General features: G+C 67.8%; 9 protein-coding genes. 5 read left to right on the forward strand and 4 right to left on the reverse strand.

Features of this window, described 5'->3' with window-relative positions:
• The first annotated feature begins 18 nt into the window (after positions 1-18).
• Entirely contained in the window at positions 19-867 is an 849-nt protein-coding gene (locus AB7O82_RS17125; protein WP_428538693.1) for a 4-(cytidine 5'-diphospho)-2-C-methyl-D-erythritol kinase, read from the forward strand.
• 95 nt (positions 868-962) lie between these two features.
• Positions 963-1,262 (forward strand): hypothetical protein, encoded by a 300-nt coding sequence (locus AB7O82_RS17130; protein WP_428538691.1) that lies wholly within the window; start codon positions 963-965, stop codon positions 1,260-1,262.
• Positions 1,263-1,304: 42 nt separating this feature from the next.
• Here AB7O82_RS17130 and AB7O82_RS17135 read toward each other — a convergent pair whose 3' ends face one another.
• Positions 1,305-1,928: a LysE family translocator gene (locus AB7O82_RS17135; RefSeq protein WP_428538689.1), complete on the reverse strand. Its 624-nt coding sequence runs from the start codon at positions 1,926-1,928 to the stop codon at positions 1,305-1,307.
• Between the two features lie 191 nt (positions 1,929-2,119).
• Here AB7O82_RS17135 and AB7O82_RS17140 point away from each other — a divergent pair, with 191 nt between their 5' ends.
• On the forward strand, positions 2,120-2,353 hold the full coding sequence (locus AB7O82_RS17140) for an AbrB/MazE/SpoVT family DNA-binding domain-containing protein (RefSeq protein WP_428538687.1): 234 nt from the start codon (positions 2,120-2,122) through the stop codon (positions 2,351-2,353).
• Positions 2,353-2,760: a type II toxin-antitoxin system VapC family toxin gene (locus AB7O82_RS17145; protein WP_428538685.1), complete on the forward strand. Its 408-nt coding sequence runs from the start codon at positions 2,353-2,355 to the stop codon at positions 2,758-2,760. Before AB7O82_RS17140 ends, AB7O82_RS17145 begins: the two co-directional genes overlap by 1 nt.
• A 22-nt stretch (positions 2,761-2,782) precedes the next feature.
• Here the strand turns inward: AB7O82_RS17145 and AB7O82_RS17150 are convergent, their stop codons facing one another.
• The 3 genes from AB7O82_RS17150 to AB7O82_RS17160 all read right to left on the reverse strand — a co-directional run bounded on the left by AB7O82_RS17150 (position 2,783) and on the right by AB7O82_RS17160 (position 10,555).
• Entirely contained in the window at positions 2,783-6,937 is a 4,155-nt protein-coding gene (locus AB7O82_RS17150) for a DEAD/DEAH box helicase (protein ID WP_428538683.1), read from the reverse strand.
• A gap of 106 nt (positions 6,938-7,043) precedes the next feature.
• Positions 7,044-9,536 (reverse strand): peptidoglycan-binding protein, encoded by a 2,493-nt coding sequence (locus AB7O82_RS17155; protein WP_428538681.1) that lies wholly within the window; start codon positions 9,534-9,536, stop codon positions 7,044-7,046.
• Entirely contained in the window at positions 9,533-10,555 is a 1,023-nt protein-coding gene (locus AB7O82_RS17160) for a COX15/CtaA family protein (RefSeq protein WP_428538679.1), read from the reverse strand. The genes AB7O82_RS17155 and AB7O82_RS17160 overlap by 4 nt, the downstream gene beginning before the upstream one ends.
• A gap of 146 nt (positions 10,556-10,701) precedes the next feature.
• Between AB7O82_RS17160 and AB7O82_RS17165 the strand changes: the two genes are divergently transcribed.
• Positions 10,702-14,194 (forward strand): FAD-dependent oxidoreductase (locus AB7O82_RS17165; protein ID WP_428619839.1); only part of this gene is annotated, 3,493 nt, incomplete at its 3' end.

The raw sequence follows: 14,194 nt of genomic DNA on the forward strand, positions 1-14,194 counted from the left end.
GTCGCGGTCAGCCACTCGGTGCAGACGGCCTGCGCCAAGGTCAATCTCTGGCTGAATGTCGTCGGCCGCCGCGCCGACGGCTACCATCTGCTCGACTCGTTGGTCGCCTTCGTCGATCTCGTGGACACGGTCGAAGCGCGACATAGCGATCGCCTGTCACTCGAGGTTACAGGACCCGGAAGCGCCGCACTTGCCGGCGAGGGCGACAATCTGGTCTTGAAGGCGGCGCGCCTGCTGGCCGAGCGGGCCGCCGTGCCGCCGCTTGCCGCGCTCAGCCTCGTCAAGCGCATCCCGGTCGCGGCCGGCCTCGGCGGCGGCTCGGCCGACGCCGCCGCGACGTTGCGTGCGCTGGTCGATCTTTGGCGACTCGCCTTGCCCGAAGACGCGCTGTTCGAGATCGCCGGTGCGCTCGGCGCCGATGTGCCGATGTGCCTTGCGGGCCGGACGGCGCTGGCGACCGGAATTGGCGACCACCTTCACCCGGCGCCGGCCTTGCCATCGGCGGCGATCCTTCTGGTCAATCCCGGCGTGGCCCTGCCGACGCGCGAGGTCTTTGCCGCGCGCCGCGGCCCGTTCTCGCCCGCCCGCACAGTGCAACCGTGCTGGCGGGGCATGGCGGAGCTGGTGGCCGCTCTCGCCGGGCGCGGCAACGACCTCACCGACGCGGCCATTTCGCTGCGGCCCGTCATCGCCGAGGTGCTCGCCTTCCTGCGCCAGCGCGACGGGGCGCGTTATGCCGCCATGAGCGGCAGCGGCGCTACGTGTTTTGCACTCTTCGACACGATTGTGGCGGCCCGCCGGGCGGCCAACTCGGTTCCGGACAAATGGTGGTGCCACACCGGCGCATTCGTCTCGCCGCCGGCCTGACGGCGCGGAACCTTGCCGACCCCGGTCCCGTTTAGGGCGCGATGATGCCGCAGGAGATACGAGCAACAGGAAATATGGGCAATCAGGAGACGGCGATGAACCATCGAGACGAGCTCATTCGCACCAAGCTGCTCGACCGGTTGACCAGCGTGAACGTCGATACCCGCATGGTGACGCTCGAGGTCAATCGCGGAGAGGTGAACGTCCGGGGCGCGGTTCCCAGCACGGAGCAGCGTTCGCGCGCCCTAGAGGCATTGGCCGGAGCGCACTCCGTGGAGCTCCAGGTGCGCGACGAGCCGCCGAGCGACAGCGCTGATGGCAGAGGGCGGTCCCCTGTGACCGGGACGTCGGAAGAGTCCGCGCATCAGAGCCGGCACCAGACCGATCAAACGTGACCTGACGGTACGGCGGCCGCGGCACAAAGGGTCGCGGCAGGGTCAGCGACTCGCCGTGGTCAGGACGGCACCGACTCCAATGAAGGTGCCGCCTGTCGCGCGGTTGAACCATCGACCATGGCGGGCGAGCCATGGGGCGATGCGCTGCGCCATGCCGGCCAGCAACAATTCGTAAGCCACTTCCACGACGACGAACGTTCCCCCGAAGACCAGAAGTTGGAAGACAAAGGAGTCTCCCGGGACGATGAACTGCGGCAGGAAGGCTGCGAAGAAGATCAGGCCTTTCGGGTTCGACACAGCGACCAGGAAGCCCTGGTTGAACATGCGCAGCCTGTTCGCCTGCTGTGGCCGGGCCGCCTGCGACCCTGGCGCGATGCCAGGGGGCGGCGAGCGCCACAGCCGCACTCCGAGATAAACGAGGTAGCCGCCGCCGATCCACTTGGCGATCGTAAAGGCATGCTCTGACGCCGCCAGCAGGGCGCCCATGCCGGCAAGCGAGGCGGCGATCAGGACGAAAAAGCCAAGGCCGCCACCCAGCACCGTATAGATCGTGGGCCGCAAACCGAAGCAGGCGCCATGCGTCAGCGTAAGCAACCCGTTCGGCCCTGGCGTCAGCGACAGGCCGATCGCGGCGACAAGGTAGACGAGCCAGAGTTCGACGCTCATTTGATCTCCGCAGGCAAACGCGTGACGAAACGCTCGCATCTACTCATGCAAAGCAGTGCACAACAAGGAGCCGCCCATCCGCGATCGGTCTCTATTGCCAGGGCTGGGGCTCCGCTGCACAGGAGGGCATTCGGAGCTTGATCGATTGGTCGCCACTTCTTACTCTTACATGTAAGAGTAAGAGGTCGATCATGCGCATCACATCCAAAGGCCAAGTGACCATTCCGGCCGAAATCCGCGAGCGAGCAGGCCTTCTGCCACACACGGAAGTGGAGTTCGAATTCGACGGCAAGGCCGTACGCATCGTTCGCGCCAAATCGCGCAAGGGAGAAGGTCGTGGGGCTCGCCTCGTCGCGCATTTGCGCGGACGTGGCGATGTGGCGATGAGCACGGACGAGATCATGGCGCTGACGCGAGACGATTGATGACCGCGGTCCTGATCGACAGCAATGTTCTCCTGGACATCATGACGGAAGATGCACGATGGTTCTCCTGGTCCGCGGCATCGATCGAGCGAGCCGCAGACAGATACCGTCTCGTCGTCAATCCGATCATCTATGCCGAGGTCTCAACGCGCTACTCTCGTATCGAGGACCTCGATGTGGCGCTGCCGAAAACGTCGTTCGATCGCGAAGCAATCCCGTACGAAGCTGCCTTTCTTGCCGGCAAGTCCTTTCTCGCATATCGGCGAAGGGGTGGAATGAAACGGTCGCCGCTTCCCGACTTTTTCATCGGCGCCCATGCCGCCGTCGCCGGCTATCGACTGATGACGCGCGACGTTGCCCGCTATCGTACCTATTTCCCCAAACTGACTTTGATCGCCCCGGGCTGACGTCGCTTCTCCATCGAGCTTCCTATCCGCGAATCAGCGCCATCAGCGCCTCTTCGTCGAGCGTGGCTGCCTGGTCCGCGCCGTCGAGGAAGTCGGCGGACAGCGCGCGCTTCTCTGCATGCAGGGCCAGGATCCTCTCCTCGATGCTGTCCTTCATCACCAGGCGATAGACCGTGACCGGCAGGGTCTGTCCGATCCGGTGGGCACGATCGGTCGCCTGATCCTCGACCGCCGGGTTCCACCAGGGATCCAGATGGATTACGTAGTCGGCGCCGGTCAGGTTGAGCCCGAAGCCGCCGGCCTTGAGGCTGATCAGGAAAAGCTCCGCCTCGCCTGCCTGAAAGGCGGCGACCCGCCGCGCGCGCTCGTTGGCCGGCGTCGAGCCGTCCAGGCGCAGCAGGCGCACCCCGGCTTCCTTGAGCGCTGTTTCCACGAGATCGAGATGTCCGGTGAACTGGCTGAACACCAGGGCGCGATGCCGGTTGGCGATCAGTTCGGCCGTGAGGTCGAGCAGGGCGGCGAGCTTGGCGCTCTCCAGGCCGGCGGCGGCGTCGATGAGCGCCGGGTTGCAGGCGGCGCGCCGCAGCCGGGTGATCTCGGCCAGGATGCGAATGCGCGCCTGATTGCCGGCGCCCGCTGCGCCCGCCAGGTTGTCCAGCGCCCGGCGCCGCAACGCTTCGTAGAAGGCGCGCTCCTCCTCGCCCGGCTCGATCTCCAGGGTGATCTCGGTGCGCGAAGGCAACTCCGCCAGCACGGCCGACTTGGTCCGTCGCAGCAGGAAGGGCCGCACCAGCGACTTCAGCGCCTGGCGCGCCTGTCCGCCGGCGTGGCCTTTCTCGAGCGGGCCGGCGAAGCGACGGTGGAAGCTGTCGCGCGAGCCCAGCAGGCCGGGGATGACCGTGTCGTACAGGCTCCACAGTTCCTCGAGTCGATTTTCCACAGGCGTTCCGGACAGGGCCAGGCGGAAGTCGGCGACGATCCTTTTGCTCGCCTGCGCCCGCCTCGTCTCGGCATTCTTGAGGCTCTGGGCCTCGTCGAACACGGCGACGGCAAAGCGGCGCGACGCCAGCGCCTCGACCTCGGTGTGCAGCAGGCCGTAGCTCGCCACCACAACGTCGCCGGCGGCGAGGCTCTCGATCAGCGCGGCACGGTCGGCGGCGGCGGCCAGCATGTGCACCCGGAGCTCCGGCGCGAAGCGGTTGGCCTCGAGCAGCCAGTTGTGACAGACCGAGGTCGGCGCAACGACCAGGCTCGGCCCCTTCACGGCGTCGGTCAGCAACAGCGCCAGGGTCTGCACCGTCTTGCCGAGCCCCATGTCGTCGGCCAGGCAGGCGCCCAGCCCCAGTCGGCTGAGCCGGGCCAGCCAGACGAAGCCCTGCCTCTGGTAATCCCGCATTTCGGCGTCGAGGCCGGACGGAAGCGCGGGCTCGTAGCGCTCCGCCGCGGCCAGCTTCTCCTTCAGCTCGTGCCACCGTCGATCGGCCTTCACCGCACCGGCGGCGCCGACCAGCTCCTCGACCGCGCCCGCTCCCGCCGCGGCGATGCGGCGGCCGCCTCGAGTCGTCTCGGTCACCGCCGCGAAGCCCTCGAGCCGACGCCTGAGGTCCTCCGTCAGCGCCAGGTAGCGACCGTCGTCGAAGGCGATGAATCGCCCTGGCGTCGTGCCCATCCGAGCCAGGACGTCGGCCATGTCGAGCACGAGATCCTCGTCGACACGGACCTCGCCTGTCACTTCGAACCAGTCCCGTCCGGAGGAAATCTTCAAGGACAGCGACCCGGCACCGATGGTGCGTGTCGGCTTGATGGCCACCCCCTCCGGCCATTCCAGACGCAGCGGGCCCGTGAACTCGTGCAGCTGCTGCAGTGCCTCCAGGGCGGCGTCGAGCGCCTCGATCCGCCAGGCGTGATCGGTCTCGCGCCACGACGCGAGGGCCGGACAGGCGACAGCCACCGCCTCGAGCGCCGCCGTTTCTCCCTCGAGATCGCGATTGACGCGACGATGCGCGCCGCCCGCCGGCACGAGCACCGAGCGGGCGCCCACGCCGGGGACATAGGTCGGCCCGTCCTCGCCGAGCGGCCGCACCAGCGCGCGAATGGTGAAGTTGCCGTCCAGTGGAGTGATCTGGAGGATCGGCCTCGTGTCGCCATCGTCGATCGGGCCGGCGGCACCGGCGATCTCGGAGCGCACCGGCAGGCGCGGACCGTCGGTCGCGATCAGGGCGACGATCCGGTCGCGGGCTTCCTTCGGCGCCTCCAGGCCGCGCGGCCCCAGGATGGCGTTCAGTTCGGCTATCGCCGGCGTCACCTCGACGACGCGCCAGCGGGTCGGGGTTTCCCGTTCCACGAACACCTGCGGCGCGTTGCAGGGATGCGAAAGCTCGATCCGCATGTGCTCGCCGACCTCCCGTACGACCAGCTCCACCGGATGGCCGACGATGTCGATCCGGCGATCCGGCGCATCGGCGTCGAACACCCGCGGATGGCCGATCAGGCAAGGGGGAGAGCGAACGGCGTCGAACTCGTAGCCGGACTCGTAGTAGGCGTAGCGATTCGAGATCGTGCCCAGGACCTTCAGATCCTCCTCGGTGAGATAATCGAGCTTGGCATCGCGCTGATGGAGGCGTTTCAGGGAGACCGGACGGCCGGCGGACCAGCCGTCACGCTTGGCCGTCTGCTCGTGGGGGACGATCTCCAGCGTGTCCGAATTGAACAGGAACACGAGGCGCCGGGTCCTGGCGGGTGCTTCTGACTTCGCCATCGGCGGCGGAGCGAGAAACGCCTGCACCTTGTCGAGCGCCCGATCCCACGCCGGCCGGATCGGGACGATCTTCATGAAATCACGGGCGTAGCCGCTTCCGAAGGCAACGAGCGTGTTGCGCCAGATTCCCGGATTGGGCAGCACGGCGGCATGGGCTTGCGCGATGATGCGCGCGGCCAGGCGCGCGTGCGTGCCCCAGCGCTGGATGGCCCGCCAATCCTGGTCTTCGCGCGCGCTCATCCTCGATGCATCGATCACGGCGAGTGCCATGGTCGCGATGGCGGCGTCGAGTGGCGACTCATGATCGCGGCTTCGGGCCGACATGCCGACGAAGTGATCGGCCCATTTCCGGGCGAGGTCCTCGCGCGCGGAGTCCAGGTCGAGGAGGCCGGATACGGCCCAGGCGACCGTCGATCGCGTCTGGCCCACGATGTCCCGCAGAGTCGCGATCTGGCCGCGCATGGTCGGGTCGTCTGCGGCGAGCAGCGCCAGGAGATGATAGACCGCGAACTCGCGCGGCAACGCGGCCTTGGTCCGCCCGATCGCCTTGCGATGCTGGCCCAGCGCCAACCGAAAATGCCGCAGGCTCTCGACCGCCGAGCCTGTCAGGAACTCCAACGCCGCCTCGGCCGCCAGGGCCGCGACCGGGTCGAAGGCACGCACGCGCGCGATGCGCATGCGCGCCGCGTCCGCGCGTTCGCCGAGGATGTCGAGGCGCATCAGGGCCCGGTCGAGGAGGGGCGCCGCGGCCCAGTCCCGACCGCGCTGGATCAACGTGTCGATCAGTGCATCGTCCGGGCCGGCGAAGACGCCATGATCGATCGCCATCTCGACGTGAGCCGCGGCGACGCGATCGGCCAGGGTGGGACTCAAGCCTTCTATGAAGCCGATGTCGCGCGGGCAATGCGTGAACAGCAGCGGCGCCGTGCCGAAGCCGCCGCCGTGCCGCTGATCGGCAGGTCCGGCGAATTCCATCAGCCGATCGACGGTCGCGCCGTCGTTGGCAAGGGCCGCCAGCCGCACAGAGCGTGCCATCTCGACGTCGGAATAGGGCGTCTTCACCCAGTGGGCGTAGCCGGACTGATCGTGCCAGCCCTTGGGTAGTGCGCCGCGCACGGCCGCCACGACGGCCGCGGCACCGGTCCGGCCGAGGACGCGGCGCGTCAGGGGATCGCGCCAGCCCGACGCAATGGTGCCGTCGTTGACGAGCACGCGCCTGCGCGCCAGCAGCCGGATGCTGTCATCCACCTTCGACAACGACCACGGCCTGCCATCGGGAGCACTCGGCCGGACCGCACGCACGACCGAGAAGAAGTCGCTTCTGGTCAAGGGTTCGCCCACGAGCGCCTTCAGCTCCGCGATCACCAGATCGGCAGGCGTCAGGTCGGACAGGGCATTGGTTTGTTCGGCAGGCGACAACGGGCGGCCAGGAGATGGCGAGTGACGATCCGGGGAAGATGGCGCGTGAATTGGCGCCCATCAATTGGAGAACTTCGGCCTGGTTCGTCTTGTGGAGAACTTCGGCTTAATTCGGTTTGCCTCCCGTCAGCTTGCGCATTTCCCTGAGCGAGTCGAACAGTTCCTTGCTGGGCTCGCCAGTCTGCGGCAGGCCGACGCTGCCCTGGTACTCCCGGATCGCGGCGCTGGTCAGCGGACCTGTCAGCCCGTCCGGTTCCTCGCGCGTGAAATTGAGTTCGCGTAGCAGTCGCTGGATGGCCCTCACCTGCTCGGCAGTAGCCGCCGGCCAGGCGTTGGGATCGGCGGCCTTCGACGGCTCCGCTTTGGTCTCGGCGGGTTCCATGATGGCGGCAGCCGTCGGCTGGCCGGACCCGGCCTTCGATCCGCCGACGGTCGTGCGCCGGGCGATCGCCTCCTGCAGAGCGGCGTAGACGTCCTTCGTCGGCTCGCCGGTCTCCAGCAGGTTGACGCTGCGCTGGAAGGCACGGATGGCATCGCGCGTCATCGGCCCGATGTCACCGTCCGGTTTATCGCGCAACAGATTCAGATCGAGCAGGGCCTGCTGGATCGCTTTCACCTGATCGAGCGCAGCTTTGGGCCATCCGGGAGGATCGGCCTCGGTCGCCGAGGCAGTCGACGTCCCGGCTGGTTCGGTGGTCTGCCCCTTGCTCGCTTCGCGGCGGGCGAACGCCTCGCGCATCGCGGCGTAGACTTCCTTGGTCGGCTCGCCGGTCTCGCGCAGGTTGGCGCTGCGCTGAAAGGAGCGGATGGCATCGCGAGTCACGGGCCCGATCTCGCCGTCCGGCTTGTTGCGCAGGAGATTGAGATCGAGCAGGGCCTGCTGGATCGCTTTCACCTGATCGAGCGTAGCCTTGGGCCAACCCGGCGGATCGCCCTGGGACGATGCTTCCGTCTTGCCGGGCTCGCTTGCTGCAGCACCCGCCGGCTTCGGCTCCTCTGCCTGGGCGACACTTTCCTTTTGCGACGTCGTGTCACGACGGGCAATCGCCGCCTTGAGTGCGGCATAAACTTCCTTCGACGGTTGGCCTGTCTCGCGCAGGCCGGCGCCGCGCTGGAAGGCGCGGATCGCGTTTCGCGTCTGCGGTCCCATCTCGCCATCCGGCTTGTCGCGCAACAGATCGAGATCGACCAACGCCTGCTGGACCGCACGCACCTGGTCATTGACGGTCTTCGGCCATCCCGGCGGGTCGGACTCCGACTGTGCCGACGGTGTCGCAGACTCTGTCGGCGGTGATGCCGGCGGCCTCGGCTGTTCCGTGGCAGCCGTCTCGGAGGTCGCGTCTGGTTTGGGCGTGGTCTCGGTCCTGCTGGCGGTTGTGCCTTGGCGACGGGCGATCTCTTCCTTCAACGCGATGTACACGTCCTTCGTCGGGTCGCCGGTTTCGCGCAGGTTGGCGGCGCGCTGGAATGAGCGGATAGCCGCCCGGGTGACCGGTCCCAGGGCGCCATCGGGCTTGTCGCGCACCAGCTTCAGATCCAGCAACGCCTGCTGGATCGCGCGAATCTGGTCGGCGGCTGATTTCGGCCAGCCCGGTGGATCGGCATCCGGTGACGGTGGCCGGGTTGATTCGCCGGGAGACGGCGAAGGCGGCGGCCCTGCCGATGGCTTGGCAGGTTGCAGCGCCGCGACGATCTCCTTGAACTCCGCCTGGCCGTACTGCTGTGCCCGCTCCAGCTCGCCCGGCAGCAGGATGCGCTTCAAGGCCGCGGCACGCTGCGTGGCCGTCCTGCCCAGCTGGCTTTCGCCACCACGATTGGTCTGGCTCTCGAACTCGGCGGTGATGGCGAACCAAGCGAGTGCCATCGCTTGGTCCTTCGGCGTCACGTCACCACGGTCGTAGATGTCGCCAAGCGTGAACATCGATGCGCTCATGCCCTGGCGTGCCGCCGCGCGCAGAAGCTCGATCGCTTCCTTGCCGTCGCGCGGAGCGCCCTTTCCCTCGCGCAACATCAGGGCGAGATTGTGCCTGGCCATCGCCATGCCACCCTCGGCCGCCTTGCGATACCATTCCACTGCGCGTGTCGAATCGCGCTCGACGACGAAGCCACGCTCGTACATCACGCCGACATTGAAAGCCGACTGGGCCGATCCGCGCTGCGCGGCGCGCAGCATCCAGCCTGCGCCGGCCTGCTGGTCCTTTGGCACGCCGATGCCCTGAACCAGGCGGCGCGCCAGCTCCTCCATCGCCGGAATGTCGCCGGCGTTCGCCTTGGCGCGCAGTTGGTCGATCGGCATCGCCGTCCAGTCGATCGCGGGCGGCGGCGGCGCGGCCGGCGCGGGAGCCGCCTGCACGGGGGGGGCCGGGCGCGCGAAGTCGGCGGATGTCGGCTCTGGCGGCGGTTCCGCTGCGGGGAGCACTGGGTCGACAGCTGGCGACGCCGCGGGCGGGGTTGCTGGCGTCCCCTGGGTCTCTTGTGGCGTCTTCTCGGTAGTCTGTGACAGCGTCACGCCGGTCGTGGCGCCGAGCGCGATGAGCACGGTGCCGGCCAGCACGACAGACTTCTTGGCGCGCACGCGCGATTTGGAGCCGTCGGTCATGCTTCGAGAATAGCCGAGACCGGGCTCTGTCGAGAAGGCGTCGCGCGATGGCGGACCCATACCAGAAGGGTAAGCAGTACGACTGCACCGGCCTGGTGGGCGGTGGCGATCGCAGTGTCGACGCCCGTCAGGATCGTGGCGATTCCGAGGCAGAGCTGGATCGCGGCCATTGCGGCCGCAGCGGCCATCTCGATCCTGCGCGCGCGCCAGGCGAGCAGCACGATGGCCGCGGCCAGCAGCGTGGCGAGCCAGCGATGGAGGAACTGGATCGTCGTGCCGTTCTCGAACGGGTTGATCCACCATGGCGACAGCTCGAGGATGCCGGGCGGGATCCAGTAGCCCGACATGGTCGGGAAGGTGTTGTGCGACGCGCCGGCGCGCAGGCCGGCCATGAGCGCGCCCCAGATCAACACGACGAGCAACCAGGCGATCAGCATCGTCGACCAGCAGCGCATCGCCGGATCGTCACGCCGGTCGTGCTGCGGGCCGAGCTGCAGGATCAGCCATGCCGTGTAGGCGTAGAGTGCGATGGCGAGCACGAGATGCGCCGCCAGCCGGTAGTGACTGACGGCAGGGCGATCGACCAGCCCCGACGCCACCATCGCCCAGCCGAGCGCCCCCTGCAGGCCGCCCAGCACGAGCAAGGCCAGCAGGCGCGGCTTCAGCGCCGGTGTCAGGCGGCCGCGCAACCAGAACCACGCGAGCGGCAGGGCGAACACCACGCCGATCAGGCGCCCCCACAGGCGGTGGAGATATTCGAGCCAAAAGATCTGCTTGAATTCGTCGACGCTGAAACCGCGATTGATCATCCTGCCTTGCGGCGAGGAAAGATATTTCTGCAGCTCGGCCTGCCAGGCCGAATCGGACAGCGGCGGCAACCATCCGGTGACCGGCCGCCATTCGACCATGGACAGGCCCGATTCGGTCAGTCGCGTGAGCGCCCCCAGCACGATCATTAGAAAAATCATCGCGGCTACGACGATCAGCCAATTACGCACGGGGACCGGGGCGGGTTGCATGGCGGCCGGACCATGCGTGAACCGGCGTGCGCCGTCATCTGCATTAATGTCGCGAAGCGGCCCGATGCCTTGCGCTCGCGGCCTGCCTTGTTTAAGCGGTTCGCGTACGAACGATCCACCTCCCTGCAGAAACCGGATACTCGGCAATGACCTCGCCTCCGCTGAGCCATGGTCTCAGCTTCCATGATCTCTACGACCGCGACGGTCTTGTCCGCCTGGATGCCGCCTTCGTCGATTGGCTGAAGGACACCCATGTCGAGGGGCACGCGCGCCTGATGGCGGCGCGCGCCGAACCGGATCAGCTCGCAGCGAAGGACGAGTCCAATCTCTTGATCGAGCTGGCGCGTCCGCTCGAGGATTTCATCGCCGCGCTGTTCGGCATTGCCGACCAGGCCACGGCTCTGCGCCAGCATCACAACGTCCTGGCGCCGCTCTACGACTGCAAGCGGCTGTTCGTGCAGCGCTACGTCGCTCGTGCCGTCAAGGCGGATGCCGCGCAGGCGCTCGACGGCAAGGCGCTGATGGCCGAGATCGCCCCCATGCTCGAATCTCCGGTGAACCTCGAGGACGCGCTCGAGGCCTGGGAGCTCGCATTCGCCCTCGCCGTGCGGAGCGAGACCGGGCCCGAGTTCAAGGTCGACAAGCCCACGACCCGGATCGAAGCGTTGACGCGCTATGCGGCGTGGGCGTTGCATCATCCGGAGGGCAGGACGCGTCACCGCGACGGGCCGCTGTTCAAGATTCCCCACAAGCTCGATTTCGAGCACCTGGTGCCGATAGAGACCGAGGTGACCGACGGCGTCACACGCATGAAGCTGCCGCGGCCGATGCTGCGCCATCGCGACGGCTTCGGATTGACAGATCCAGGCTTCGACCTGATGCGCACGCTCGACCATGCGAACTACTGCATCTGGTGTCACAACCAGGGCAAGGACAGCTGCTCGCGCGGGCTCAAGGATCGCAAGACCGGCGCCTTCCAGAAATCGCCGTTCGGCGTGACCTTGGCCGGCTGCCCGCTCGAGGAAAAGATCTCGGAGATGAATCTCCTCAAGAGCGAGGGCTTCTCGATCGGCGCGCTGGCAATCGCCGCGGTCGACAATCCGCTGCTGGCGGCCACCGGGCACCGCATCTGCAACGATTGCATGAAGGCGTGCATCTACCAGAAGCAGGAACCGGTCGACATCCCGCAGATCGAGACCCGCGCCTTGAAGGACGTGCTCGGGCTGCCGTGGGGCTTCGAGATCTACTCCCTGCTGACGCGCTGGAACCCGCTCAACCTCAGCCGGCCGATCCCACGTCCCGCCACCGGCCGCACCGTGCTGGTGGTCGGGCTGGGTCCCGCCGGATTCAATCTCGCGCATCATCTGATGAACGACGGCCACGCCGTCGTCGGCATCGACGGTCTCAAGATCGAGCCGCTGCCGGCGGCGCAGGCGGGCGTGATGGCCGACGGCACGCGCCGGCCTTTCACCGCCGTTCACGACGTCGCGACCCTGCGCGAGGATCTCGGCGAGCGTGCGATGGCGGGTTTCGGCGGCGTCGCCGAGTACGGCATTACGGTGCGCTGGGACAAGAACTTCCTCAAGATGGTGCGGCTGCTGCTCGAGCGGCGGGCGCAGTTCTCGATGTTCGGCGGCGTGCGCTTCGGCGGCACGGTCACGGTCGAGAGCGCCTTCGCGATGGGCTTCGACCACATCGCGCTCTGCGCCGGCGCCGGCAAGCCCACCGTGCTCGACCTGCCCAACGGGTTGGCGCGCGGCGTGCGCGCGGCGTCGGATTTCCTGATGGCGCTGCAGCTTACCGGCGCGGCCAAGAAGGATTCGATCGCCAACCTGCAGATCCGCCTGCCGGTGGTGGTGATCGGCGGCGGCCTGACGGCGATCGACACGGCCACCGAGTCGCTCGCCTATTATCCGCTGCAGGTCGAGAAGTTCCTGGCACGTCACGAGGCGCTGGTCGCCGAGCGCGGCGAGCAGACGGTGCTTGCCGCGATGAACGAGGAGGAGCGCGGCATCGCCGCCGAGTTCATCGCCCACGGCAAGGCGATCCGCGCCGAGCGTGCGTCGGCGGCGCGCGAAGGGCGCACACCCGAGATCGCCAGGCTGGTAAACGGCTGGGGTGGCGTGACGATCGCCTATCGGCGGCGGCTGATCGACTCGCCGTCCTATACGCTGAACCACGAGGAAGTGCTGAAGGCTCTGGAAGAGGACATCCGTTTCGCCGAAGGGCTGTCGCCGGTTGCGGTCGAGGTCGACGCCAACGGCCATGCCTCAGGGCTGCACGTCGCCGGCGAGCAGAACGGCGTGAAGGTCGAGGCGACCCTGCCGGCGCGTTCCATCTTGGTGGCGGCCGGCACGCAGCCCAACACCGTGCTGGCGCGCGAAGACCCCACGCACGCCTTCATCGACGGCAAGTACTTCCGCGCCCTCGACGAGGAGGGCAATCCGGCGACGCCCGAGCGCGTCGCCAAGCCCGACGCGGTGCGCGTGCTGATGTATCGTGCCGCCGACGGCCGCTTCATGTCGTTCTTCGGCGACCTTCACCCGTCGTTTGCCGGCAACGTCGTGAAGGCGATGGGCGGCGCCAAGCAGGGTTACCCGGTGCTGACGCGCAGCATGGCGGCGCTGCCGGCCTCCAGGCACACGCCGGCCGAGATCCTGGGCCGCGCCAATCGCGACTGGCGCGCCCGGGTGGTGCGCGTCGAGCGGCTGACGCCGACCATCGTAGAGGTCGTGGTCGAGGCGCACGCGGCGGCGCGCAACTTCGAGCCGGGGCAATTCTATCGCCTGCAGAACTACGAGGCGCACTCGGACCGTGTCGACGGCACGCTGCTTACCATGGAGGGGCTGGCGCTGACCGGCGCCTGGGTCGACAAGAGCAAGGGCCTCCTGTCGCTGATCACGCTGGAGATGGGCGGCTCGTCCGACCTCTGCGCGCTCCTCGAACCGGGCGAGCCGGTGATCGTCATGGGGCCGACCGGCACGCCGACGGAGATCGAGCCGGACGAGACCGTGGTGCTGGCGGGCGGCGGGCTCGGCAATGCCGTGCTGTTCTCGATCGGCCAGGCATTCCGCAAGGCCGGCAGCAAGGTGCTGTATTTCGCCGGCTACAAGAAGGTGAGCGACCGCTACAAGATCGAGGAGATCGAGGCGGCGGCCGACGCCGTCGTGTGGTGCTGCGACGAGGAGCCGGGTTTCACGCCGCGACGGCCGCAGGACAAGGCCGTGGTCGCCAACATCGTCGAGGCGATGCGCCGCTACGCCGCCGGCGAGCTGGGCGACCAGCCGATCCCGTTCGGCGCCGCCGACCGCATCGTCGCCATCGGCTCGGATGGCATGATGAATGCCGTCCGGCTGGCGCGGCACCAGGTGCTGAAGCCGTACCTGTCGCCCGGACACCGGGCGCTCGGGTCGATCAACTCGCCCATGCAATGCATGATGAAGGAGATCTGCGCCCAGTGCCTGCAGCTCCACAAGGACCCGGTGACCGGCAAGGAGAAGGTGGTGTTCTCCTGCTTCAATCAGGACCAGGAGCTCGACCAGGTCGACTTCGCCTGCCTGCGCCAGCGCCTGCGCCAGAACGGCGTCCAGGAGAAGATCGGCGCCCTGTGGATCGACCGCTCCCTGCGCAAGCTCGGCA

The sequence above is a fragment of the Reyranella sp. genome, from assembly GCF_050185545.1.
In the GTDB taxonomy this organism is placed as follows: domain Bacteria; phylum Pseudomonadota; class Alphaproteobacteria; order Reyranellales; family Reyranellaceae; genus Reyranella.

Excerpts from the sequence above, each read along its gene's own strand:
- AB7O82_RS17130 (WP_428538691.1), top strand. The coding sequence starts at position 963 with ATGAACCATCGAGACGAGCTCATTCGCACCAAGCTGCTCGACCGGTTG.
- AB7O82_RS17140 (WP_428538687.1), top strand. The coding sequence starts at position 2,120 with ATGCGCATCACATCCAAAGGCCAAGTGACCATTCCGGCCGAAATCCGC.
- AB7O82_RS17155 (WP_428538681.1), bottom strand. The coding sequence starts at position 9,536 with ATGACCGACGGCTCCAAATCGCGCGTGCGCGCCAAGAAGTCTGTCGTG.
- AB7O82_RS17135 (WP_428538689.1), bottom strand. The coding sequence starts at position 1,928 with ATGAGCGTCGAACTCTGGCTCGTCTACCTTGTCGCCGCGATCGGCCTG.
- AB7O82_RS17145 (WP_428538685.1), top strand. The coding sequence starts at position 2,353 with ATGACCGCGGTCCTGATCGACAGCAATGTTCTCCTGGACATCATGACG.
- AB7O82_RS17160 (WP_428538679.1), bottom strand. The coding sequence starts at position 10,555 with ATGCAACCCGCCCCGGTCCCCGTGCGTAATTGGCTGATCGTCGTAGCC.